This window comes from Dolichospermum flos-aquae CCAP 1403/13F, from assembly GCF_012516395.1.
Lineage (GTDB): Bacteria > Cyanobacteriota > Cyanobacteriia > Cyanobacteriales > Nostocaceae > Dolichospermum > Dolichospermum lemmermannii.
In genome coordinates this window covers 4,753,277-4,772,849 of record NZ_CP051206.1, presented here as the reverse complement: position 1 = coordinate 4,772,849, position 19,573 = coordinate 4,753,277, and the positions used below count along the sequence as shown (strand labels likewise).

24 protein-coding genes and 1 tRNA gene are annotated in these 19,573 nt (G+C 40.3%); 9 read left to right on the top strand and 16 right to left on the bottom strand.

The genetic code is table 11. The features are described 5' to 3' along the window. Positions 1-100: 100 nt before the first annotated feature. Positions 101-781, top strand: a complete 681-nt coding sequence (gene ispD, locus HGD76_RS22830) for a 2-C-methyl-D-erythritol 4-phosphate cytidylyltransferase (RefSeq protein ID WP_148764763.1) — start codon at positions 101-103, stop codon at positions 779-781. On the opposite strand, the gene HGD76_RS25655 is transcribed toward ispD, so the two are convergent. After that, positions 743-886: a hypothetical protein gene (locus tag HGD76_RS25655; RefSeq protein ID WP_233466965.1), complete on the bottom strand. Its 144-nt coding sequence runs from the start codon at positions 884-886 to the stop codon at positions 743-745. The genes ispD and HGD76_RS25655 overlap by 39 nt on opposite strands. Positions 887-988: 102 nt before the next feature. Here HGD76_RS25655 and scpB point away from each other — a divergent pair, with 102 nt between their 5' ends. Both scpB and HGD76_RS22815 read left to right on the top strand, forming a co-directional pair. Further along, entirely contained in the window at positions 989-1,531 is a 543-nt protein-coding gene (scpB, locus tag HGD76_RS22820; protein ID WP_168697124.1) for an SMC-Scp complex subunit ScpB, read from the top strand. A gap of 141 nt (positions 1,532-1,672) precedes the next feature. Then, positions 1,673-1,873, top strand: a complete 201-nt coding sequence (locus HGD76_RS22815; protein ID WP_168697123.1) for a hypothetical protein — start codon at positions 1,673-1,675, stop codon at positions 1,871-1,873. A gap of 200 nt (positions 1,874-2,073) precedes the next feature. On the opposite strand, the gene HGD76_RS22810 is transcribed toward HGD76_RS22815, so the two are convergent. The 8 genes from HGD76_RS22810 to HGD76_RS22780 all read right to left on the bottom strand — a co-directional run bounded on the left by HGD76_RS22810 (position 2,074) and on the right by HGD76_RS22780 (position 8,106). After that, positions 2,074-2,150: transfer RNA gene (locus HGD76_RS22810), tRNA-Met, on the bottom strand. Positions 2,151-2,210: 60 nt separating this feature from the next. Next, a complete protein-coding gene (locus HGD76_RS22805; RefSeq protein WP_168697122.1) occupies positions 2,211-3,164 on the bottom strand; it encodes an asparaginase in 954 nt (317 codons plus the stop codon). 171 nt (positions 3,165-3,335) lie between these two features. After that, the gene (locus HGD76_RS22800) at positions 3,336-3,836 is read right to left on the bottom strand and encodes a CGLD27 family protein (RefSeq protein ID WP_015080639.1); all 501 of its coding nucleotides are present in this window, start codon (positions 3,834-3,836) and stop codon (positions 3,336-3,338) included. A gap of 5 nt (positions 3,837-3,841) precedes the next feature. Beyond that, positions 3,842-4,279 (bottom strand): ribosome silencing factor, encoded by a 438-nt coding sequence (gene rsfS, locus HGD76_RS22795; protein ID WP_148764757.1) that lies wholly within the window; start codon positions 4,277-4,279, stop codon positions 3,842-3,844. 358 nt (positions 4,280-4,637) lie between these two features. After that, on the bottom strand, positions 4,638-5,687 hold the full coding sequence (locus HGD76_RS22790; RefSeq protein ID WP_168697121.1) for a sugar transferase: 1,050 nt from the start codon (positions 5,685-5,687) through the stop codon (positions 4,638-4,640). A gap of 98 nt (positions 5,688-5,785) precedes the next feature. Continuing rightward, positions 5,786-6,061: a hypothetical protein gene (locus tag HGD76_RS25020; RefSeq protein WP_210967676.1), complete on the bottom strand. Its 276-nt coding sequence runs from the start codon at positions 6,059-6,061 to the stop codon at positions 5,786-5,788. 767 nt (positions 6,062-6,828) lie between these two features. Next, on the bottom strand, positions 6,829-7,470 hold the full coding sequence (locus tag HGD76_RS22785; protein WP_015080643.1) for a DUF3318 domain-containing protein: 642 nt from the start codon (positions 7,468-7,470) through the stop codon (positions 6,829-6,831). A gap of 78 nt (positions 7,471-7,548) precedes the next feature. Next, the gene (locus tag HGD76_RS22780) at positions 7,549-8,106 is read right to left on the bottom strand and encodes a type III secretion system chaperone family protein (RefSeq protein ID WP_015080644.1); all 558 of its coding nucleotides are present in this window, start codon (positions 8,104-8,106) and stop codon (positions 7,549-7,551) included. Positions 8,107-8,371: 265 nt separating this feature from the next. Between HGD76_RS22780 and glpX the strand changes: the two genes are divergently transcribed. Beyond that, positions 8,372-9,409, top strand: a complete 1,038-nt coding sequence (gene glpX, locus HGD76_RS22775; RefSeq protein WP_168697120.1) for a class II fructose-bisphosphatase — start codon at positions 8,372-8,374, stop codon at positions 9,407-9,409. 171 nt (positions 9,410-9,580) lie between these two features. On the opposite strand, the gene HGD76_RS26050 is transcribed toward glpX, so the two are convergent. Genes HGD76_RS26050 through HGD76_RS25635 form a run of 5 tightly spaced genes read right to left on the bottom strand, consistent with a single transcriptional unit; the run spans position 9,581 to position 10,410 of the window. Next, on the bottom strand, positions 9,581-9,706 hold the full coding sequence (locus tag HGD76_RS26050) for a hypothetical protein (RefSeq protein ID WP_256370255.1): 126 nt from the start codon (positions 9,704-9,706) through the stop codon (positions 9,581-9,583). 32 nt (positions 9,707-9,738) lie between these two features. After that, entirely contained in the window at positions 9,739-9,882 is a 144-nt protein-coding gene (locus HGD76_RS25650; RefSeq protein WP_233466964.1) for a hypothetical protein, read from the bottom strand. Positions 9,883-9,914: 32 nt separating this feature from the next. Beyond that, positions 9,915-10,058 carry a hypothetical protein gene (locus tag HGD76_RS25645; protein ID WP_168654176.1) on the bottom strand — a complete coding sequence of 48 codons (144 nt, stop codon included), beginning with the start codon at positions 10,056-10,058 and terminating at the stop codon, positions 9,915-9,917. A gap of 32 nt (positions 10,059-10,090) precedes the next feature. Further along, complete coding sequence (locus HGD76_RS25640; RefSeq protein WP_233466963.1) at positions 10,091-10,234, bottom strand: hypothetical protein; 144 nt, start codon at positions 10,232-10,234, stop codon at positions 10,091-10,093. Positions 10,235-10,266: 32 nt separating this feature from the next. Then, positions 10,267-10,410: a hypothetical protein gene (locus tag HGD76_RS25635; RefSeq protein ID WP_233466963.1), complete on the bottom strand. Its 144-nt coding sequence runs from the start codon at positions 10,408-10,410 to the stop codon at positions 10,267-10,269. A 94-nt stretch (positions 10,411-10,504) separates the two neighbouring features. Between HGD76_RS25635 and HGD76_RS22750 the strand changes: the two genes are divergently transcribed. From HGD76_RS22750 to HGD76_RS22735, 4 genes are all read left to right on the top strand, one after another. Further along, complete coding sequence (locus tag HGD76_RS22750) at positions 10,505-11,791, top strand: glutamyl-tRNA reductase (RefSeq protein WP_168697119.1); 1,287 nt, start codon at positions 10,505-10,507, stop codon at positions 11,789-11,791. A 189-nt stretch (positions 11,792-11,980) separates the two neighbouring features. Beyond that, positions 11,981-14,005 (top strand): magnesium chelatase ATPase subunit D, encoded by a 2,025-nt coding sequence (bchD, locus tag HGD76_RS22745; protein ID WP_168697118.1) that lies wholly within the window; start codon positions 11,981-11,983, stop codon positions 14,003-14,005. Positions 14,006-14,115: 110 nt separating this feature from the next. Next, the gene (locus HGD76_RS22740) at positions 14,116-15,297 is read left to right on the top strand and encodes a DUF262 domain-containing protein (RefSeq protein WP_168697117.1); all 1,182 of its coding nucleotides are present in this window, start codon (positions 14,116-14,118) and stop codon (positions 15,295-15,297) included. Between the two features lie 6 nt (positions 15,298-15,303). Then, positions 15,304-16,383, top strand: coding sequence for an MAE_28990/MAE_18760 family HEPN-like nuclease (locus HGD76_RS22735; protein WP_168697116.1), 1,080 nt, complete (start codon positions 15,304-15,306; stop codon positions 16,381-16,383). Between the two features lie 394 nt (positions 16,384-16,777). Here the strand turns inward: HGD76_RS22735 and HGD76_RS22730 are convergent, their stop codons facing one another. Continuing rightward, positions 16,778-17,779 carry a transaldolase gene (locus tag HGD76_RS22730; RefSeq protein ID WP_168697115.1) on the bottom strand — a complete coding sequence of 334 codons (1,002 nt, stop codon included), beginning with the start codon at positions 17,777-17,779 and terminating at the stop codon, positions 16,778-16,780. A gap of 11 nt (positions 17,780-17,790) precedes the next feature. Here HGD76_RS22730 and HGD76_RS22725 point away from each other — a divergent pair, with 11 nt between their 5' ends. Continuing rightward, positions 17,791-17,955 (top strand): hypothetical protein, encoded by a 165-nt coding sequence (locus HGD76_RS22725; protein WP_210967675.1) that lies wholly within the window; start codon positions 17,791-17,793, stop codon positions 17,953-17,955. Between the two features lie 138 nt (positions 17,956-18,093). On the opposite strand, the gene pyk is transcribed toward HGD76_RS22725, so the two are convergent. Next, positions 18,094-19,524, bottom strand: a complete 1,431-nt coding sequence (gene pyk / locus HGD76_RS22720; RefSeq protein ID WP_168650818.1) for a pyruvate kinase — start codon at positions 19,522-19,524, stop codon at positions 18,094-18,096. Positions 19,525-19,573: the final 49 nt, after the last annotated feature.

Sequence of the window (19,573 nt, the reverse complement as noted above, 5' to 3'; positions counted from 1 at the left end):
TTATATTTTAGGAGAATATAGGTATTGAGAATTTTGCTGGTGAAGTTATTTTCAACAATGGGTATTTTGAATTTATTTAATTAAAGATTAAGGAAAAGTTGTGCATTTACTAATTCCCGCAGCCGGAAGTGGCAAAAGAATGGGTGCTGATCGTAATAAACTTTTATTACAGGTACGTTCAAAACCCTTGATTGCTTGGACTTTGTTAGCCGCAGAAGCTGCAAGTTCTATTAGTTGGATCGGAATTGTTTCTCAACCTCCAGATTGGGATGACTTCAAGTCTATTATCGCTGACTTAAAGCTGAAAAAAACAATAGTATTCATTCCTGGTGGTTCTACCCGTCAAGAGTCAGTTTATAATGGTTTGCAGGCATTGCCAACTAATGCAGGACAAGTTTTAATTCATGATGGCGCTCGTTGTTTGGCAACACCAGATTTATTTAATGCTTGTTCTGAAGCAATTTTGCATTGTTCTGGGTTAATTGCGGCTGTACCTGTTAAAGATACGATTAAAGTCGTTGACGACAATGATATAATTAAAAACACACCAGAGCGTAAACAGCTTTGGGCGGCTCAAACCCCCCAAGGGTTCGATGTCAAATTGTTAAAACAGTGCCATGCTGAAGGTGTCCGTCAAGGTTGGGAAGTGACTGATGATGCGGCTTTGTTTGAAAAATGCGGTATTGAAGTGAGAATAGTTCCTGGGGAAGAGACTAATTTGAAAATTACGACTCCTCAAGATTTAGCGATCGCTGAATTTATACTTAGTTATATAAAATAGGTAAAAATTTTCAGCCACTAACAACTGTACGGGCGAAGCATTTGGAGAACTATTTTTGGCAATGAGCGATAATTTATCTTCCAAATGCTTCGCCCCTACTAACAACTAACAACTGTACGGGCGAAGCATTTGGAGAACTATTTTTGGCAATGAGCGATAATTTATCTTCCAAATGCTTCGCCCCTACTGACAACTAACAACTGATTAATGCCCAAGAATATACCTGTAGCCGGCAAAATAGAAGCGATTCTTTATTTAAAGGGTAAACCCTTATCTCTAAGTGAAATTGCTGAATATGCGAAGTGTGATCGCTTGACAGCAGAAGAAGGAATTATCGAACTAATTGAGAATTATTCCCGTCGAGATACAGCTTTAGAAGTCGTAGAAACTGAACATGGTTATAGTTTACAACTGCGTTCGGAATTCCATGATTTAGTGCAAGCTATAATACCAGTAGAATTTGGTGTGGGGGCTTTACGGACATTAGCAGCGATCGCCCTCCATAATCCCATATTACAAAGCGAATTGATTAATTTACGGGGTTCAGGAGCTTATCAGCACGTTCAAGAATTAGTAGAATCTGGTTTTGTTCGCAAACGCCGAGAGAGTGATTCTCGCTCCTTTGCTCTGCAAATAACCCCAAAATTTCATCAGTATTTTCAAATCGAACAACTGCCCCAAATTTTGGCAATTCCAGAGAAAGAACAACAACTAGAACTGGAGTTGTCAGGATTGGAGGCAGAGGAGTAAAGAATAGGACATCAAATCTTCAGACATCTATTGACATTTTCCGACAATAGGTTCATAATATTAAATATATACGAGAGTTTTGTAGTTAATTTAAAGTCAATAAATATTTTGAGTAACTGTAATGGTTCCGAATAGACTTGAATGGCTACAAAGAAAATAAACCTTTCCTTAGAAAACTTGGTAGTTCTAGAGAAAATTTGGGTATTGAACTCGTTGATAGACAATCAAGAGCCATTAGAACATAATTCTAAGGCAATGTGGGATACCACCTTCACTAACTCAGTTGGTGATGTTGTACTAGATATTCACGATATCTCAGATGTCGGGGAATGTCCCGGTTAAAAGTATCAGGAAACAAGATGAACCACCCCATCTTACTTCGTTGAAGATGGGGTTTCTACGTCCCCTTAAACAAATACAGGTTTGATTGAGCAACTCCTAGCCCAACATGATCAAGGATTTTTTTGGCTTTCCCTGGGTCAACCCAACACATAAAATAAGCCCCCGTAATCTTTAAAAATTACAGGGACTTATTTTTTATTTGGTGGCGGGAAGTGGATTTGAACCACTGACCTTCGGGTTATGAGCCCGACGAGCTACCAGGCTGCTCTATCCCGCGTCGCTTTTGTCGCTTTTCTCTCGACTCCTTTAATATAGCGCGAAGTCAAAAGTTTGTCAACTACAAAAGCGATAATTCTCCAATTACTTCCAAACGCTTGTATTTCCCCAGGTTCATAAACTTTTCAGAGAGGCTTTGGGCAATACTGGGACTAATCCAACCCATTTGTTGGAGGATGTGAATAGCTACGGCATATTTAGCGCGTGTTGAGCCATCCATGACTTTAATAGCTAATCCCATGCCTTCACCAAGTCGGCCAATGCACTGTACCCCTTCCGCTCCAGATTTACTCACCAGTTCACCAGGAGTTAAGCGCATCAATTCTGTATCGAATTCTCCAACACCCGCCACTATTGTGGGATGATGATTCATGGCTCGGACAATTCGCTCCATATCCACGCTATTGCTGGAAGCTAATACAGCATATAAAGAGGCCATTTGACTGAGTTGCATCAGATACGTGGGTGCGCCACAGTCATCATGGGCGGTCAGAAATTCTGCTGCTGGCATTCGCAGCAATTCTGCTACTTTGGTGATAATTAACTGTTGGACTGGGTGTTTACGATCCAAATAGTTAGTTAACGGCCAATGGCGTTGCTGACAAACAGCTAACATTCCGGCGTGTTTACCAGAACAGTTATATTCTAAAGCACTACTCTTACCTTGAGGAATTGGGCAGTGCAGGGCATTGATGTCAATATCTGCTCGCCACAGGATGTTAAATACCTGTCTCACCTGTTCCATACTGCCTTTGTGGGAACTGGTGATAATTGCTAAGTCTTTATCGCTCAAACCATAACGTTCTAATGTGCCTGTGCTGGTGATAGCCAGTGCTTGAAATGGTTTGAGGGCAGAACGGACAAATGCGGCGGTTTCAGCGTTACCAGCAACGGAAAGTACCCGTCCCCGGTCATCACTAACTACAGCCTGAACTATATGCCGAGATTCGATAATGCCTTCACGCAGCAACCGGACTTCTAGTGCTGCGGCTTGAGTTCGTTTTCCCATTGTCATGGGTTTATATCTATTTTGTGAATTGTCAGTGGTCAGTGGTCAGTAGGGGCGAAGCATTTGGAAGATAAATTATCGGTCATTGCCAAAAATAGTTCTCCAAATGCTTCGCCCGTACAGTTGTCAGTTGTCAGTTGTCAGTTGTTTTACTAATGACTAATGACCACTGACTATTTACAAGAAATGCCAAACTATAGTACCAATAAGATACGTAAGAGCCAAGGCGGCAAAGGTAATTTGCAAGCGTTGGAAGATGGGTTTGATTTCGTAGGTAACAATTAAGCGATCACGGCTGATGACTTCTTGGGGTTTTGTCCAAGTGTGTCCGTCGTACCAACCAGATTCTTCGTAGAATACGGTGGGACTATAAAGGCGATCGCGCACATAGAACCAACCTAAATATAACCGGACTAATACTAGCACTATACTTACACTAGCAGCACCAGATCCACAAAGGAGAAAATTAAAAATCTGCTTTTGGGGAGAAAAACTGGCTGCTGCCACAGGTCCGGCTACTAACCAAGACCAAGCCCAGATCCAAAAAATTTTCTTGGTGAAGTTAGCCCAGCTTAAGATACTATCTCGAAATAGCCAGGCATTTTTTAATTCTTCGTACTCATTCAGTGGTTGTTGTTCTGTAGGAACTGGGCAATTCTCAAGGGAGGATCGCATCATATCGGTTAACTCCCAACATTCTCGGCGTTTGGTAGGGAAATACGTTCCGCGTGTCCCCAGAACGCTTCTAAATTATAAAACTCCCGTTCTCTTGGCATCATGATATGGACGATGACATCACCATAATCTTGTAGTACCCAAGTTCCTTCGGCTTTGCCTTCTGTTCTGATGGGTCGTCGTTGCCAGTCAATTTCAACTTGTCCTTGAATTGCGTCAGCGATCGCCCTAACTTGCACCTTAGAATAACCAGTCATCATCACAAAGTAATCCGCGAGGGAAGAAATCTCTGCCACATTGAGCAAGATAATTTCTACTGCTTTGCGGTCTAAAGCTGCCTCAGCAATAGTTAAAGCTAAATTTTTACTCGTAGCTTCTGTGTCAGTTTTAGGTCTGCTCACAGGGTTTATTGTCAATGGTAAATTTCGGGGGAAAGATTCAGTCATTCAACCTCATGTGCGTTTTTTCTGTTGCCACTACTTATTCAACTTGCTTACAAATATCTCAAAATAGCTGAACTGCAATTGTGTGAATAGGTTTTTTTGAATAGTAACATATTCTACAGTTGATCACTTTATCAACCAAGGGAATAGGGAATGGGGAATGGGGAACAGACGCGAAAAATTAGCCCCCAAGCCAGGTTTTCAGCCTCACCCCTGGTAGATAGCTTAGTTGCCCTGTTCCTTTCATAAAAATAAACCCAAGCCGATTTGTAACTTGGGTAAATTGAATGTTTTAACCTGGTGAATTTAGTTTAGTAGCTCAGTCGTCAGGTATTAGCTGAATGCTGACGTTTAGCAGTGGCTAAACAGCCCCACTGTTTTTATTAAACAAAATAGTGATGGTTTTGAAAATTAACTTTAAATCGTAAACTAAAGTCCAATTTTGCTGATACTGTAAATCTAACCGAATCACATCTTCAAAACTCCGAACTTTAGAGCGGCCGTTAACTTGCCATTCACCAGTCATACCAGGTTTAACGTCTAAACGTTGCCATTCGGGGACTTCGTAGCGTTCTACTTCATCAGGTGTGGGTGGTCGAGTCCCGACTAAACTCATTTCCCCTTTGAGAACGTTCCAAAATTGAGGTAGTTCATCCAAACTGGTACGGCGTAAGAAGTTACCTACTTTAGTAATTCTGGGATCATTATCATTTTTAAAGAAAGCGCCTTCGACTTGATTTTTGATTTGGGATTTTCTAGCTTCTGCATCTACACACATAGACCGAAATTTCCAAATTGCAAACCGCTTACCCATCCAACCACAACGAGTTTGCCTAAAGAAAATTGGACCAGGATCGTCAATTTGAATGGCGATTACTATGGGAATAAACAAAATAAATGTAATTACTAAACCAACTAATGATCCCACAATATCAATCAGCCGTTTCATCCAAGATGCCACGGAATTATGAGTTTGAGGAAGTGGATCTACTTTGCGAGAAGTATTTTTTCCTGAGTTTGTAAAGTTATCTGTGGCTATTAGTGTGAGGTTGTGAAGAGACTCAATGGGAAACACCTGATCTAGCCCTGTCAGATTTAAAACTGCCATGACTTGGGGTGTAACATGACGCAGTATTACTTTGATTCCCTTTTCTTGAGAATTTTTAAAGTTGCTGACTAGAGAACCTAAACCACTACTATCCATAAAAGTAGTATTTTGGAAATCAATAAAAATTTGCCCTGGTGGTAAATCCGCTGCAATTAAGTTTTGGCAAGTTTGCTTAAAACTGACGGCCTCAAGCACAGTTAACCTCACTGGAACTTGCAAGATTACTGCGCTTTCTAAGTAAGTAACTGGAAAGTCTACTGGTGTGGTTTGACTACTCATAAAACTCTGGACTTTAATTGCCATATATAATCTAATTTGTTAACCGTAATTTTCTTCTGGAAAAACAATTAACCTGATTTTTAATCTGGATGATGAAGCACAAGCTGGGAGATTTTTAAAGATTAGAGAAAATATTCCCAATCCAGCTTCACAATAGTAGCAATTCTCAAAATTTTTGCTGTTGTAAATAGGTGAATCAACTTGTTATTTCTCATGATCATCTGATTACTAAAAATAAAGTTAATTTTACTGATACCTGATTTAAGTCTTTCTATGCAATTCAAGGGGAATATCTCAACATCGGGATACGTCAGATTTTTATTTGTTTTACTTTTTGTGATTTGCATTGTTACTTCTGTGACAGTTTTAACAATTACAATGCCCTTTTTAACTGCCAAATTGACTGTTTTCCTGGATTACGGGACTTTGCAGCTCATGCAAATTCTGGGCGATTATCTATATGACTAGAATGGGTTGCCAGAAAAAACTTACCTTTGTCAACAATAGCATTAGCTTAACTCAAGAATATCCTCTGCTTCATGCACAATTTTTAGCAAAATTTCAGCCAGCAATAATATCACTAATTAACCTGCTAATTTATTGAGAACCTGACGGATATTGGCCAAAACAGTTGGAAATAACTATCTCCTACTTAGACTCAGTAGGTCTAAATTTAAAATTTCTCAATGTGAGCAATAAAACTCATTATGAAGAAGATAAAAAATTCCTTTAACCAGCCTCTAACACTAAGTTAGAGCTATTTAAAAAAATAATTGTCTTCCAAAATACAGTTGTTAAAAAGTTAAAATCGGCGGTTGATTAGTTGCAGATGTAAGTAAGGAGATTTCGCTATTTTTGCGACCTGTGACTTCCTAAACTTATAAAATATTCAACAAAGACGCGAATTTAAAAAGTTTTTATGAGCAAAATAAGAAGGTTTGATAAAGTTTTAATATTTTGTTAAATAGATGAATTTCTCGGAAATTTTTCTATAGGCCTTTAAAGCTCGGTTAATGTCTTCATAGAGGAGTCGCCGAGAAGCCCACACTCACCTGTTCGCGCAAGCGTACCGCAAGGCACAAGGGAGTGTGTGGAGTATGTCACTCCTGACTCTGACTGTATCTTTGTGGGTTGGGTGTGTCCCACCCCACTAATTGTCAAAATTTCACAATCCAGAGTCCTCATTCCGGGATTTAGCTTTGGCTTTGTTGGCGCTGCGTTTAAGAGCAGAAAGTCTCGCTTCATATCGAGAACGCTGATTTTTGCTAGGAGTGTTTTCCACTAAGGTTTTTAAGGCACTACCAAGACTTTTATAGGCGTTGGGTAAACTATAACCAAAGCGGGTTGCCAGAGCGATCGCTTTTTCGTCAGCATCTAGCAATTCTTTAACTTGTTTACCACCATTATTTTTTTGATATAATCGCCAACCAGAAACGCCACAGAGCGCCATAGCTAATACTAGCAATAATCCATCTTGTACCCATAATTCACCAACAGCACCACCTAAACCAATGGCTAGTGCGGCCATTTCCCAACCATCTTTGGGAATAGTGTCGTTTTGCACGCGAGCAACTTCGTGCCAAAACAGCAAATTCCGCTGGTCCATTGCCAGAGCATCCCATTTTACCAAGTCAATTTGAATTTCCACTTGGTCTTTGCCAATTTCTTCGCAACGAATCAGGGATGGATTAACCTCTGTTGTGCCTTCAACTGTTACCCAACTTTGTAATTCTGGGGGTAATAAGCTTTTTAACCGCCGGAGTTCACTCATTTCTGCTTTAGCAGAGGAGGTTGCATAGGATGTCATAAAAATCCAGCCTTACAAGATTTCAGTATATAATCAGGTTATCACTTTGCAGTTTAGTGATTTCAGTAGTGATCCGCTTTATTCATCAGACAAACTACCCCGCTTTTTCCGCGCTTCCATGGCTTTTTCCAGGAGTTCTAATAATCCAGGAGCTTGTTCTTGAATACTCAATAATAATCTTTCTCCTAAGTCCAGATTTCCCGGATCTTCTCCTGTTTCCATCACCTCTTGCAACCGCGGCAGGGCAACGGTATCCACGATTTGGATTAATCCGCTCAGGCAACGGTTAAATTGTCTTTCCGTGAGCAGGGAGTCCTCCAGGGGAAATTCGATGATAGCGCGGATTTCACCATCGGATGGATCATATTCCCATTGCAGCATTTTAGTTTCCCAGGAAATAGCCAGCATCGTCTGGAGGATAGCGTCTTTGTAGGGATGGTCTTTTACTTCTGCCAAAACTTGGGGTGCAAATAGCCGAAAAAATTTTCCTTCCTCGTCCAGTTGGACAACTATCAGAAAATCTTCGATGTTTTCCGCTTCCACACCTGTAATAATCCGGTCTTCTTCTTCATCAAAACGGTAGTCCCAACCAAGATTATCTAGATACTTGGCTATTTGTTTGAGATTTGCTGCCATAAAAGCCTCATAAGGAACAGTGGAGAGGCTGTCACCATAACTATTCTAACTTGCTAGGCGCATTTACTCAATTACTGTCAGCAATTTCTACTTTAACTTAACTAATATGAATGTACTGTAAAAACTCGCAATACTGCCTTAGTCGCAAAACTTAACATAGTTGCTAGTCAAGACTTTTTTCCATAAGTATCCTTGTTTTGGTAAACTTGAAAACTGAAATAGCTAATTAAACGACGCTAAGACAAGTAATTTAGAGGGGATACTCGTGGAAAATACTCTTGGGTTAGAGATTATAGAAGTAGTTGAGCAAGCAGCGATCGCTTCTTCTAAGTGGATGGGTAAGGGCGAAAAGAACATTGCTGACCAAGTAGCAGTGGAAGCGATGCGCGAACGGATGAACAAAATCCATATGCGTGGTCGCATCGTCATCGGTGAAGGCGAACGGGACGAAGCTCCTATGCTTTACATTGGAGAAGAAGTTGGTATCTGTACTCAGCCAAATGCTGCAAGTCTCTGTAATGTTAATGAACTTGTAGAAATTGACATTGCTGTTGACCCTTGCGAAGGGACAAACCTGGTTGCTTACGGTCAAAATGGCTCCATGGCAGTTTTGGCAATTTCTGAAAAGGGCGGTTTATTTGCTGCTCCTGACTTCTACATGAAGAAACTCGCAGCACCAGCAGCCGCTAGAGGTCATGTTGATATCAATAAGTCTGCTACAGAAAACCTAAAAATCCTTTCTGAGTGCTTAAACCGGGCTGTGGAGGAATTAGTAGTAGTAGTGATGGATCGTCCCCGTCACAAAGACCTCATTCAAGAAATTCGCACCGCTGGATCTAGAGTAAGACTAATCAGCGATGGTGACGTTTCTGCTGCTATCTGTTGCGCTTTCTCTGGTACTAATATCCATGCTTTAATGGGTATCGGTGCTGCTCCCGAAGGTGTAATTTCTGCTGCTGCTTTACGCTGCTTGGGTGGACACTTCCAAGGACAATTAATCTATGATCCAGAAGTTGTCCAAACTGGCTTAATTGGTGAAAGCAGAGAAGGTAATCTAGCCCGTTTAAATGAAATGGGTATTACTGACGGAGACAGAGTTTATAACGCTAATGAATTAGCTTCTGGTGAAACAGTGCTATTTGCTGGTTGCGGTATTACTCCTGGAACTTTGATGGATGGTGTGCGCTTCTTCCACGGTGGTGCTAGAACCCAAAGCTTGGTTATTTCTAGTCAATCCAAAACCGCTCGGTTTGTGGATACAGTTCACTTGTGGGACGAACCTAAGAATATCCAACTGCGGTAGTAATTAGTCGGTAGTAATTAGTCGGTAGTCAGTGGTCAGTGGACAGTAGTCCATTGTTATTAGTAGTCTGTCAAAGTAAATTTGACAGGTTGTGAACATCTAAAAACTTTGTATTTTATAGTTTTTAGTCAATTTATATCCGTCAATCAGTTTTTGATAGTCTACTAACAACTAACAACTGACAACTGACAACTGTACGGGCGAAGCATTTGGAGAACTATTTTTGGCAATGACCGATAATTTATCTTCCAAATGCTTCGCCCCTACTGACAACTGACAACTGTACGGGCGAAGCATTTGGAGAACTATTTTTGGCAATGAGCGATAATTTATCTTCCCAATGCTTCGCCCCTACTAACACCTGACAACTGTACGGGCGAAGCATTTGGAGAACTATTTTCGGCAATGAGCGATAATTTATCTTCCCAATGCTTCGCCCCTACTAACAACTGACAACTGTACGGGCGAAGCATTTGGAGAACTATTTTTGGCAATGAGCGATAATTTATCTTCCCAATGCTTCGCCCCTACTAACAACTGACAACTGTACGGGCGAAGCATTTGGAGAACTATTTTCGGCAATGAGCGATAATTTATCTTCCCAATGCTTCGCCCCTACTAACAACTGACAACTGTACGGGCGAAGCATTTGGAGAACTATTTTTGGCAATGAGCGATAATTTATCTTCCCAATGCTTCGCCCCTACTAACAACTGACAACTGTACGGGCGAAGCATTTGGAGAACTATTTTTGGCAATGAGCGATAATTTATCTTCCCAATGCTTCGCCCCTACTAACAACTGACAACTGTACGGGCGAAGCATTTGGAGAACTATTTTCGGCAATGAGCGATAATTTATCTTCCCAATGCTTCGCCCCTACTAACAACTGACAACTGTACGGGCGAAGCATTTGGAGAACTATTTTTGGCAATGAGCGATAATTTATCTTCCCAATGCTTCGCCCCTACTAACAACTGACAACTGTACGGGCGAAGCATTTGGAGAACTATTTTTGGCAATGAGCGATAATTTATCTTCCCAATGCTTCGCCCCTACTAACACCTGACACCAAACCAATTACCTATTTAAAAAATGAATATTGCCGTGGTGGGGTTAAGCCATAAAACAGCCCCTGTAGAAGTTAGAGAAAAATTAAGTATTCCTGAACCTCAAATTGAAAGTGCGATCGCTCAACTGCTGAGTTATCCTCATGTTGATGAAGTTGCTATTCTCAGCACTTGTAACCGCTTAGAAATTTATATCGTTAGTAACGAGACTACCCAAGGAATTCACGAAGTTACCCAGTTCCTTTCTGAACATAGCAAATTGCCGATTATGTCTTTAAGACATCATTTGTTTATGTTGCTGCATACTGATGCTATCACCCATATTTTACGGGTTGCGGGTGGGTTGGATAGTCTGGTTTTGGGTGAAGGTCAAATTCTCGCTCAAGTTAAGAATACCCACAAACTCGGACAACAATTTAATGGCATCAAAACCATTTTAAATCGCTTATTTAAACAAGCTTTAACGGCGGGTAAACGGGTTCGCACCGAAACCAGTATTGGGACTGGTGCGGTTTCTATCAGTTCGGCCGCTGTGGAATTGGCACAGATGAAAGTAGAAAATTTATCTCCTTATCGGGTGTCTATTCTCGGTGCTGGGAAAATGTCCCGGTTACTTGTACAACACCTGATTTCTAAAGGTGCAACTCAAATTACTATTGTTAATCGTTCCCGCACAAGGGCTGAAGAATTGGCGAAGTTGTTCCCAGAACAACCGATCCAAATCCATTTGCTGCCAGAAATGATGTCAGTTATTGCCGCTAGTGATATAGTTTTTACTAGCACTTCTTCCACTGAACCGATTATAGATCGGGCGAAGTTAGAAACGGTGTTAGAACCCAATCAACAATTGATGATATTTGATATTTCTGTCCCCCGAAATGTGGATGCAGATGTCAATGATTTGGCCAATGTCAAGGCTTTTAATGTTGATGATTTGAAGGCGGTTGTCGCCCAAAATTATGAAAGTCGCCGGCAAATGGCGCAAGAAGCTGAGAAGATTTTAGATGAGGAAGTTGAAGCTTTTGATATTTGGTGGCGGAGTTTAGAAACTGTATCTACAATTAGTTCTCTGCGGAATAAAATCGAAACTATCCGCGAACAAGAATTAGAAAAGGCTTTATCTCGTTTGGGTTCGGAATTTGGCGAAAAGCATCAAGAGGTAATTGAGGCTTTGACAAGGGGAATAGTGAATAAGATTCTCCATGATCCGATGGTGCAATTACGCGCCCAGCAAGATGTGGAAGCTAGAAGACGATGTATGCAAACTCTGCAAATGTTATTTAATTTGGACGCTGAGGAACAGTTTAGCTGAAATTATCAAGAAACAGGGGTTTTTCCTGGTTCATATCCCCGACTTCTTTGAGAAGTCGGGGATATGAAATTTTGAAATTTTGTAAAATCTAATTATTTGGTGATTTTCAATCGCCTTACATTTTGAGAACATATTCTAAAATGTGCCAGGAATTGCTATGCTAAAACTATAATAACTATTAAGGAAAAAATGCCTGCGCCTACTCTTACCCCGACAATGACTGCTTTTCCCTTGGCTGCTGTAGTTGGTCAAGAAGCAATTAAAATAGCTTTGCTGTTGACAGCAGTAGATCCCGTTTTGGGGGGTGTGGTAATTGCAGGTCGTCGCGGTACGGCTAAATCTGTGATGGCGCGGGCTATTCACGCTTTATTACCACCTATTGAAGTTGTCAAAGGTTCTGTTAGCAACTGTGACCCCAACCACCCCGAAGAATGGGATGATAAACTTTTAGCGGAACAAAGACAGGAGATAGAAACGGAAATTATCCCTGCCCCTTTTTTGCAGATTCCCCTCGGTGTCACAGAAGACCGACTTTTAGGTTCTGTGGACGTGGAACAGTCGGTTAAACAAGGTGATACGATTTTTCAACCGGGATTACTCGCTACAGCCAATCGTGGTGTGCTGTATGTGGATGAAATCAATTTATTAGATGACCAAATTAGTAACCAACTTTTATCCGTATTATCGGACGGACGTAACCAAATTGAACGGGAAGGAATCAGTTTTCAACATCCTTGCAAAACTTTGTTTATTGCCACTTATAATCCAGAAGAAGGAGCGCTCAGAGAGCATTTACTTGATAGAATTGCGATCGCCCTATCAGCAGACGGAGTTCTAGGGATAGATCAAAGAGTACAGGCAGTTGAACAAGCGATCGCCTATTCCAAGTCTCCCACAGAATTTCTGCAACAATACAGCGAAGATATAGACTCACTCAAAACCCAAATCATCCTGGCACGGGAATGGTTAAAAGAAGTCACCATTAGCCAAGAACAAATTACCTACCTCGTCAATGAAGCCATTCGCGGGGGTGTAGAAGGACATCGGGCAGAATTATTTGCAGTGCGCGTAGCCAAAGCCGCAGCAGCCTTAGAAGGACGCAGTACCGTCACCGCTGAAGATTTACGTCGCGCAGTGGAATTGGTGATAGTTCCCCGAACCACAATTATTCAAACTCCACCAGACGAACAGCAACCACCACCACCTCCCCCACCACCACAAGAAAATCAAGACGAGTCGGAATCAGAAGAAGAACAAGAGGAAGAACAGGAAGAAGAGAAAGAAGAAGACCAAGAACAGCAAGAACCCCCAGACATTCCCGAAGAATTTATCTTTGATCCAGAAGGGGTAATTCTCGACCCAGAAGTGCTTTATTTTACCCAAATGGCACAAAAGCAAGGTAAATCTGGAAGTCGCAGTATTATCTTCTCAGACGATAGGGGACGGTACATTAAGCCGATGATTCCCAAAGGTAAGGCTAGAAGAATAGCCGTAGATGCCACACTGCGAGCCGCAGCCCCATATCAAAAAGCACGCCGGGCTAGACAACCTGATAAAAAGGTGATTGTCGAACAGGGAGATATCCGTTCTAAGCGGTTAGTGAGAAAAGCCGGTGCGTTGGTGGTGTTTGTTGTAGATGCTTCTGGTTCAATGGCTTTAAATCGGATGCAATCCGCTAAAGGTGCGGTGATGCAGCTTTTAACAGAAGCATATCAAAATCGTGATCAAGTATCTTTGATCCCCTTCCGAGGAGAACAAGCGGAAGTTTTATTACCTCCTACCCGTTCCATTGCTTTAGCTAAGAATAGGTTAGAAAGATTACCCTGCGGTGGTGGTTCACCTCTCGCACATGGTTTAACTCAAGCGGTACGGGTGGGGATAAATGCCCAAATGGGTGGGGATATCGGGCAGGTTGTGATAGTGGCAATTACTGATGGACGCGGTAATATTCCTTTAGCTCGTTCTTTAGGTGAACCCATGGAACCAGGAGAAAAGCCCGATATCAAAGCCGAATTATTAGATATTGCCGGCAGAATTAGGGCTTCAGGGATGCAGTTGTTGGTAATTGATACGGAAAGTAAGTTTGTATCCACTGGCTTTGCGAAGGAATTGTCAAAAACAGCAGGTGGTAAATATTATCACTTACCAAAAGCGACAGATAAAGCGATCGCAGCGATGACGAGAGGTGCTATAGCAGACATGAAAGCAAAATAGTCAGTAGACCTATCTGTAAATTCTGTTTTAATCCTTAACTAATCAGGTTTATAAGCTAATTTGTAGATAGGTTTATTTATTTTTATTATCATTGAAGGAGAATGTACTCAATGCAACTTCTAACTCCAACGGAAGAAAAGATGTGGGAAAAAACACCCTCTCTCAACCACATCACTATGTCTGATCAAGAAATAAATGATAAATATGAAAAAGGTGAACAAAGAATATTAACTGAAATGAACCGGGAAAAGCTACCTGCTTTCGTAAATGCGTTGAAAAAACCCGGTTATATGGATCTTAGACCTTTTTATCAAAGAAGAAATAGATGGGATAAGAAAAAACAGTCTCAACTAATAGAATCTTTTTTAATCAATATTCCTGTACCGTCAATTATTCTTTATGAGAAAAAATATAATGTTTATGAAGTAATGGATGGACAACAGAGAATTAATGCTCTTAAAGAGTTTTATGAAAATCGTCTTACCTTGACAGGATTAACACTTTGGCCAGAACTGAATGGACGCACATATAATACACTCCCTGGCAATATTAAAGCAGGAATTGATCGCCGTTCAATATCCTATGTGGTTTTGATTACAGAATCAGCATCTAGTCCAGAAGACGCACTATTTTTAAAACAGCTTGCTTTTGAACGTCTGAACACTGGAGGAGAAAAACTTAGTCGTCAGGAAATACGTAATTGTTCATTTTATAGTCCTTTTAATCAATTATTGCTTGAGTTAGCAGGTAATCAAATTTTTGCAGATGCTTGGAATATTCCTATTGATGATGAAGAAGAAGAACTTCAAAAAAATAACCTCTACAAAAAAATGGAAGATGCAGAATTAGTGCTGCGTTTTTTTGCATTGCGTAATACAGATAAATTCCGTAATGGTATGCAAAAATTTCTCAATCTATATATGATGAAAAGTGTATCACTTCCTGATGATGAGATAGAATTTCTGAGAAATAGTTTTATCCAAACTATCAATCTAGCTTACCAAATTTATGAAGACAAATTATTCAAGCCTTTTGATCCTCAGTCTGACACTTGGGAAAATAAAGCATTTAAAGATTATTATGATGCTGTGATGGTTGGTTTTAGCAGACATTTAGCAGATTCAGATGCAAATATTTTACTGGAACGTAAGCCAAGAGTTATTGAGAAAACTAAAATTTTGTTTAGGGAAGATAAATCAAAGCTATTTACTGGTGGTGGCAAAACTAAGGCTGATATCCAAGAAAGAATCAGACTTTTTGATGATATGCTGTCTCAAGTCATAGCAGAGTAAAAAGCAATGTTTGATAATCTGCTCATAGCTGTAAAAGCTAATATTTCTACAATTCGTTCCATCATTAAAACTAATGAGAAAATGCGAGAGATTGATTTTGAAGACGTTTCTCTATATACAGAAGAGACAAAAAAAATTCTCATGAATATATTTCAAGATATTCCTGATAAAAATAATTCGCGTGTTTATGATCAATGCGCTGTTGTCACTCGTTTATATGCTATTTATGAAAGCTTTGTAGAAGACTTAATTCGAGATTGGTTAATTCTTTTACCCAGCTTATATCCAGATTATTCGGATTTAGACAGTAAAATTCGTAATACCCATAAAAATGGAGTAGGAAGATTACTACAAGAAATACAAGACGAAGAAGAAAATGATGAGGATAAAAGCCAGGAGAATAAAAGATATTCTCACCTGTCTATTGAAAAGGTTGTGCAGGGTTTATTTGATGGAAAAACTGGTAAACATAATTATCAATTATTGCCAGATGCTTTCCTATTTCATCAACAAAATTTACGCGAGGGTACATTAGGTAAATTATTAGCTGATGCAGGTATTGATAAGACGGGGAGTTGGCTAGTCAATCATAGAGATATAAAGAATTTTTTAAAGGAGATTAGAGGAAATCAAACCACTTTAGAAAAAGAACTGAATATATTAATTAGTTATCGCAACGATGCTGCACATAGTACAAAGACAGAAGATTGGTTAGGATTTAAACCACTGTTAGAATTATGTGATTTTGTGGAAAGTTTATGTCAAGCACTAACTGAGTTAGTTACTCATCAAGTTATTGATCATAAGACATTAATCGGTCAAGCGCAAGAAGTTGGTAAAATTACAAGATGGTATGACAAAATCCAAGTAGCAGTTTTAAAAGCATCTAAGAACTGTTTATTGTCCGTTGGAGGTAGCCTTTTTTTAGTAGGTGATTCATACTGTAAGCCAGCCAAAATTGAGAGTATTCGTAATCAGGATGATGAGTCAATTAATGAGATAGAAACAACCCCAGGAATGGAGGTAAAGTTAAAATTTGATATTGATGCCAGGAAAAATTTATGTTTATATCAATTAATAACTTGAATTTGTACTCTTGTACTCAAAATTAATTTTAAAACATCCTTAAATTCTGGAAATCCTAATGCTGATAATCAAAAACAGCCGGAGGTAAATATTATCACCTACCGAAAGCGACAGATAAAGCGATCGCGGCTATGACAAGAGGTGCTATAGCAGACATGAATCAAAGTAAGTTGACGGAAAATTAATTGTTCGTAGTTGTGCTTTTAGTAAAGATTGCATAACCACAAAATTATCAATTTAGGACTTATAGCAAAACACTAAAATAGTAAAAATAGCGGCTCAAAATATGAATTATCTAATCCGAAAACAACCCGTAAAAAGTAGATAGAGCAGGTAATAGGTAATAGAGAATAGGTAAGGATTTTACCAATTACCTATTACCCATCACCAATTATTAAGCAGTTACCTTTTCACTTTCTAAACCAGCCAATCTTTCAGCTAATAGTTTTTCCAAAGAAATCAAAGCCTTGGTAAAACCATCAATACCTTCTGAGAGTTTATCAGAAGCCATGCGATCGCCATTGTGCATTTGCTCAAAGGTGGCTTGATCAATAGAAATTTTGGCAATTGATAGATTTGCTACCTTAGCAGGATCAAGTTTGCGGGGTAATTCTGTGACAGTATTTTGCAATTCTGTCAACAACCCTGGAGAAATAGTCAGCAAATCGCAACCAGCTAATTCAGTAATTTCGCCAATATTGCGGAAACTAGCGCCCATTACCTCGGTTTTATAACCAAACTTTTTATAGTAGTTATAAATGCTAGTTACAGACAATACACCTGGATCTTCCGCTGCGGGATAGCTATCCCGGCCAGTATCTTTCTTGTACCAGTCAAGAATCCGACCAACAAAAGGAGAAATTAAAGTGATACCAGCTTCCGCACAGGCGATCGCTTGGTGCAGACCAAATAGTAAAGTTAAGTTACAGTGAATACCTTCTTTTTCCAAAATTTCCCCAGCTTTGATACCTTGCCAAGTAGAAGCAATTTTAATCAAAACCCGTTCTTTAGAAATACCAGCAGCTTTATACTGAGCGATTAAATCCCGTGCTTTAGCTACGGTAGCATCTGTATCATAGGATAACCGAGCATCTACTTCTGTAGATACACGACCAGGGATAATTTGCAAAATTTTCAATCCAAAAGATACCGCCAAACGGTCAAAAGCTAGAGATACCACCTGTGCTTGACTAGCACCAGCACCAGCATCTTTTTTAGCTTTCAGTAAAGTTTGATCAACAATATCCTGATATTCCGGCATTTGTGCCGCAGCAGTAATCAGTGAGGGATTGGTAGTAGCATCTTGAGGTTTAAACTGTTCAATTGATTGGATATCTCCGGTATCCGCTACCACAACGGTCACTGCCCGTAGTGCTTCTAGTAAGTTCTTAGGCATAACATACTCCAATGTCAGTGGTCAGTTGTCAGTTGTCAGTGGTCAGTTGTCAGTTGTCAGTAGGGGCGAAGCATTTGGAAGATAAATTATCGGTCATTGCAAAAAATAGTTCTCCAAATGCTTCGCCCGTACAGTTGTCAGTGGTCAGTTGTCAGTTGTCAGTTGTCAGTGGTTAGTTGTCAGTGGTTAGTGGTTAGTGGTTAGTGGTTAGTTGTCAGTGGTGATAGAAATTATTACCAATTACCAATTACCAATTACCAATTACCAATTACCAATTCCCAATCCCCAGTCCCCAATCACCCATTTTAGATGCGTCATGCTGTAATTGGCTGTCCAATAGAATGCACTTTAATTAAACTTGTTGTTCCAGATTGACCAATTGGGACACCAGAGGTAATCACCACCTTGTCTCCTTCCTGAACTAAACCACTATCTACAACGGTGTCTACCACATTCACAAACATTTCTTCAGCATTGTGAACAGGTTGAATCAGTAGCGGTTCTACACCCCAAGATAAAGCTAATTGACGGTAGGCGGTACAGTCGGAAGTAAGAGCGATAATTGGTGTGCTGGGACGGTATTTAGAAACGAGTTTGGCTGTACTTCCTGATGTAGTATTACAGAGAATCGCTTTTGCACCGGTTTCATAGGCAATGCGACAAACCGATTGAGATACTGATTCTGTCACCGTCAAACTACCCGCTTTCGGACTCCAAGAATGTCTATTTCCCTCTTGAAGTACGGTTTCTGTTCTTAATGCAATATTGTGCATAGTTTGGACAGCAGCTAGGGGATATTCACCCATTGCGGTTTCTCCAGATAACATTACCGCATCTGTGCCATCTAAGATTGAGTTAGCCACGTCCGTAGCTTCAGCGCGAGTAGGGTCGGGGGCGCTAATCATGGACTCTAACATTTGAGTAGCTGTAATCACGGGTTTACCAGCTTGATTACAACGACGAGCAATGTCTTTTTGAATCAGGGGGACTTCATAAATCGGTACTTCCACCCCTAAATCCCCACGAGCAATCATAATACCGTCAGCGGCTGCAATGATAGCATCTAGCTGTTCCACAGCTTCTGCCCGTTCAATTTTGGCAATGAGACGAATTTTTGAACCAGCGCCTTCAATCATCCGGCGTGCAGGTTCGAGGTCTTGGGGCGATCGCACAAAGGAAACCGCTACCCAGTCTACTCCTAATTGTATCCCAAAACGTAAATCCATTAAATCCTTTTCTGTAATTGAACTTACAGGTAAAGGAGTTGCAGGTAAATTTACACCTTTATGAGAAGAAATCAAACCACCAATATTCACATGAGCGCGAATTCTATCAGCGTCTCGACTGGTAACAGTTAATTTCACCCGACCATCATTAATTAAAATCGTTTCACCACATCGCATCATAGCAAAGAGAGTAGGTAGAGGTAAGGGTAACTCATCAATAGTTTCACCCTTCTCTTGTAAAACAAAAGTTACCTCAGTCCCAGCTTCTAACATCAGTCCTTCCGGTGGTAATTTTCCCAACCGAATTTTTGGACCACACAAATCCTGCATAATCGCAATTGGCTTGTGTAAATCCTTGCTAATTTGCCGCAAATGATGAAAAACCTGGGCGTGAGCCTCATAAGCACCATGAGAAAAATTTAACCGCGCCATGTTCATTCCTGCTCTTACCAAAGCTTCTAACTTCTCAGGTGAAGATGTAGCAGGTCCAATAGTACAAACAATTTTAGTGCGACGCATAAGTATGTAAGGAGTAACGGTAAAGTAGCACACCCCGTTAAGCCCTGGA

Bases quoted from the DNA above. Each gene is read 5' to 3' on its own strand.
- HGD76_RS25650 (WP_233466964.1), bottom strand. From the start codon at position 9,882: ATGCTTCGCCCGTACAGTTGTCAGTTGTTAGTAGGGGCGAAGCATTGG.
- HGD76_RS22725 (WP_210967675.1), top strand. From the start codon at position 17,791: ATGTCAGTGGTCAGTTGTCAGTTGTCAGTGGTCAGTTGTCAGTTGTCA.
- HGD76_RS22800 (WP_015080639.1), bottom strand. From the start codon at position 3,836: ATGATGCGATCCTCCCTTGAGAATTGCCCAGTTCCTACAGAACAACAA.
- HGD76_RS22740 (WP_168697117.1), top strand. From the start codon at position 14,116: ATGCAACTTCTAACTCCAACGGAAGAAAAGATGTGGGAAAAAACACCC.
- HGD76_RS26050 (WP_256370255.1), bottom strand. From the start codon at position 9,706: ATGCTTCGCCCGTACAGTTGTCAGTTGTCAGTAGGGGCGAAGCATTTG.
- HGD76_RS25640 (WP_233466963.1), bottom strand. From the start codon at position 10,234: ATGCTTCGCCCGTACAGTTGTCAGTTGTTAGTAGGGGCGAAGCATTGG.
- HGD76_RS22730 (WP_168697115.1), bottom strand. From the start codon at position 17,779: ATGCCTAAGAACTTACTAGAAGCACTACGGGCAGTGACCGTTGTGGTA.
- HGD76_RS22735 (WP_168697116.1), top strand. From the start codon at position 15,304: ATGTTTGATAATCTGCTCATAGCTGTAAAAGCTAATATTTCTACAATT.
- bchD (WP_168697118.1), top strand. From the start codon at position 11,981: ATGCCTGCGCCTACTCTTACCCCGACAATGACTGCTTTTCCCTTGGCT.
- HGD76_RS22790 (WP_168697121.1), bottom strand. From the start codon at position 5,687: ATGGCAATTAAAGTCCAGAGTTTTATGAGTAGTCAAACCACACCAGTA.
- HGD76_RS22750 (WP_168697119.1), top strand. From the start codon at position 10,505: ATGAATATTGCCGTGGTGGGGTTAAGCCATAAAACAGCCCCTGTAGAA.
- pyk (WP_168650818.1), bottom strand. From the start codon at position 19,524: ATGCGTCGCACTAAAATTGTTTGTACTATTGGACCTGCTACATCTTCA.
- scpB (WP_168697124.1), top strand. From the start codon at position 989: ATGCCCAAGAATATACCTGTAGCCGGCAAAATAGAAGCGATTCTTTAT.
- HGD76_RS22805 (WP_168697122.1), bottom strand. From the start codon at position 3,164: ATGACAATGGGAAAACGAACTCAAGCCGCAGCACTAGAAGTCCGGTTG.
- HGD76_RS22785 (WP_015080643.1), bottom strand. From the start codon at position 7,470: ATGACATCCTATGCAACCTCCTCTGCTAAAGCAGAAATGAGTGAACTC.
- HGD76_RS25635 (WP_233466963.1), bottom strand. From the start codon at position 10,410: ATGCTTCGCCCGTACAGTTGTCAGTTGTTAGTAGGGGCGAAGCATTGG.
- rsfS (WP_148764757.1), bottom strand. From the start codon at position 4,279: ATGACTGAATCTTTCCCCCGAAATTTACCATTGACAATAAACCCTGTG.
- HGD76_RS22780 (WP_015080644.1), bottom strand. From the start codon at position 8,106: ATGGCAGCAAATCTCAAACAAATAGCCAAGTATCTAGATAATCTTGGT.
- HGD76_RS25645 (WP_168654176.1), bottom strand. From the start codon at position 10,058: ATGCTTCGCCCGTACAGTTGTCAGTTGTTAGTAGGGGCGAAGCATTGG.
- HGD76_RS22815 (WP_168697123.1), top strand. From the start codon at position 1,673: ATGGCTACAAAGAAAATAAACCTTTCCTTAGAAAACTTGGTAGTTCTA.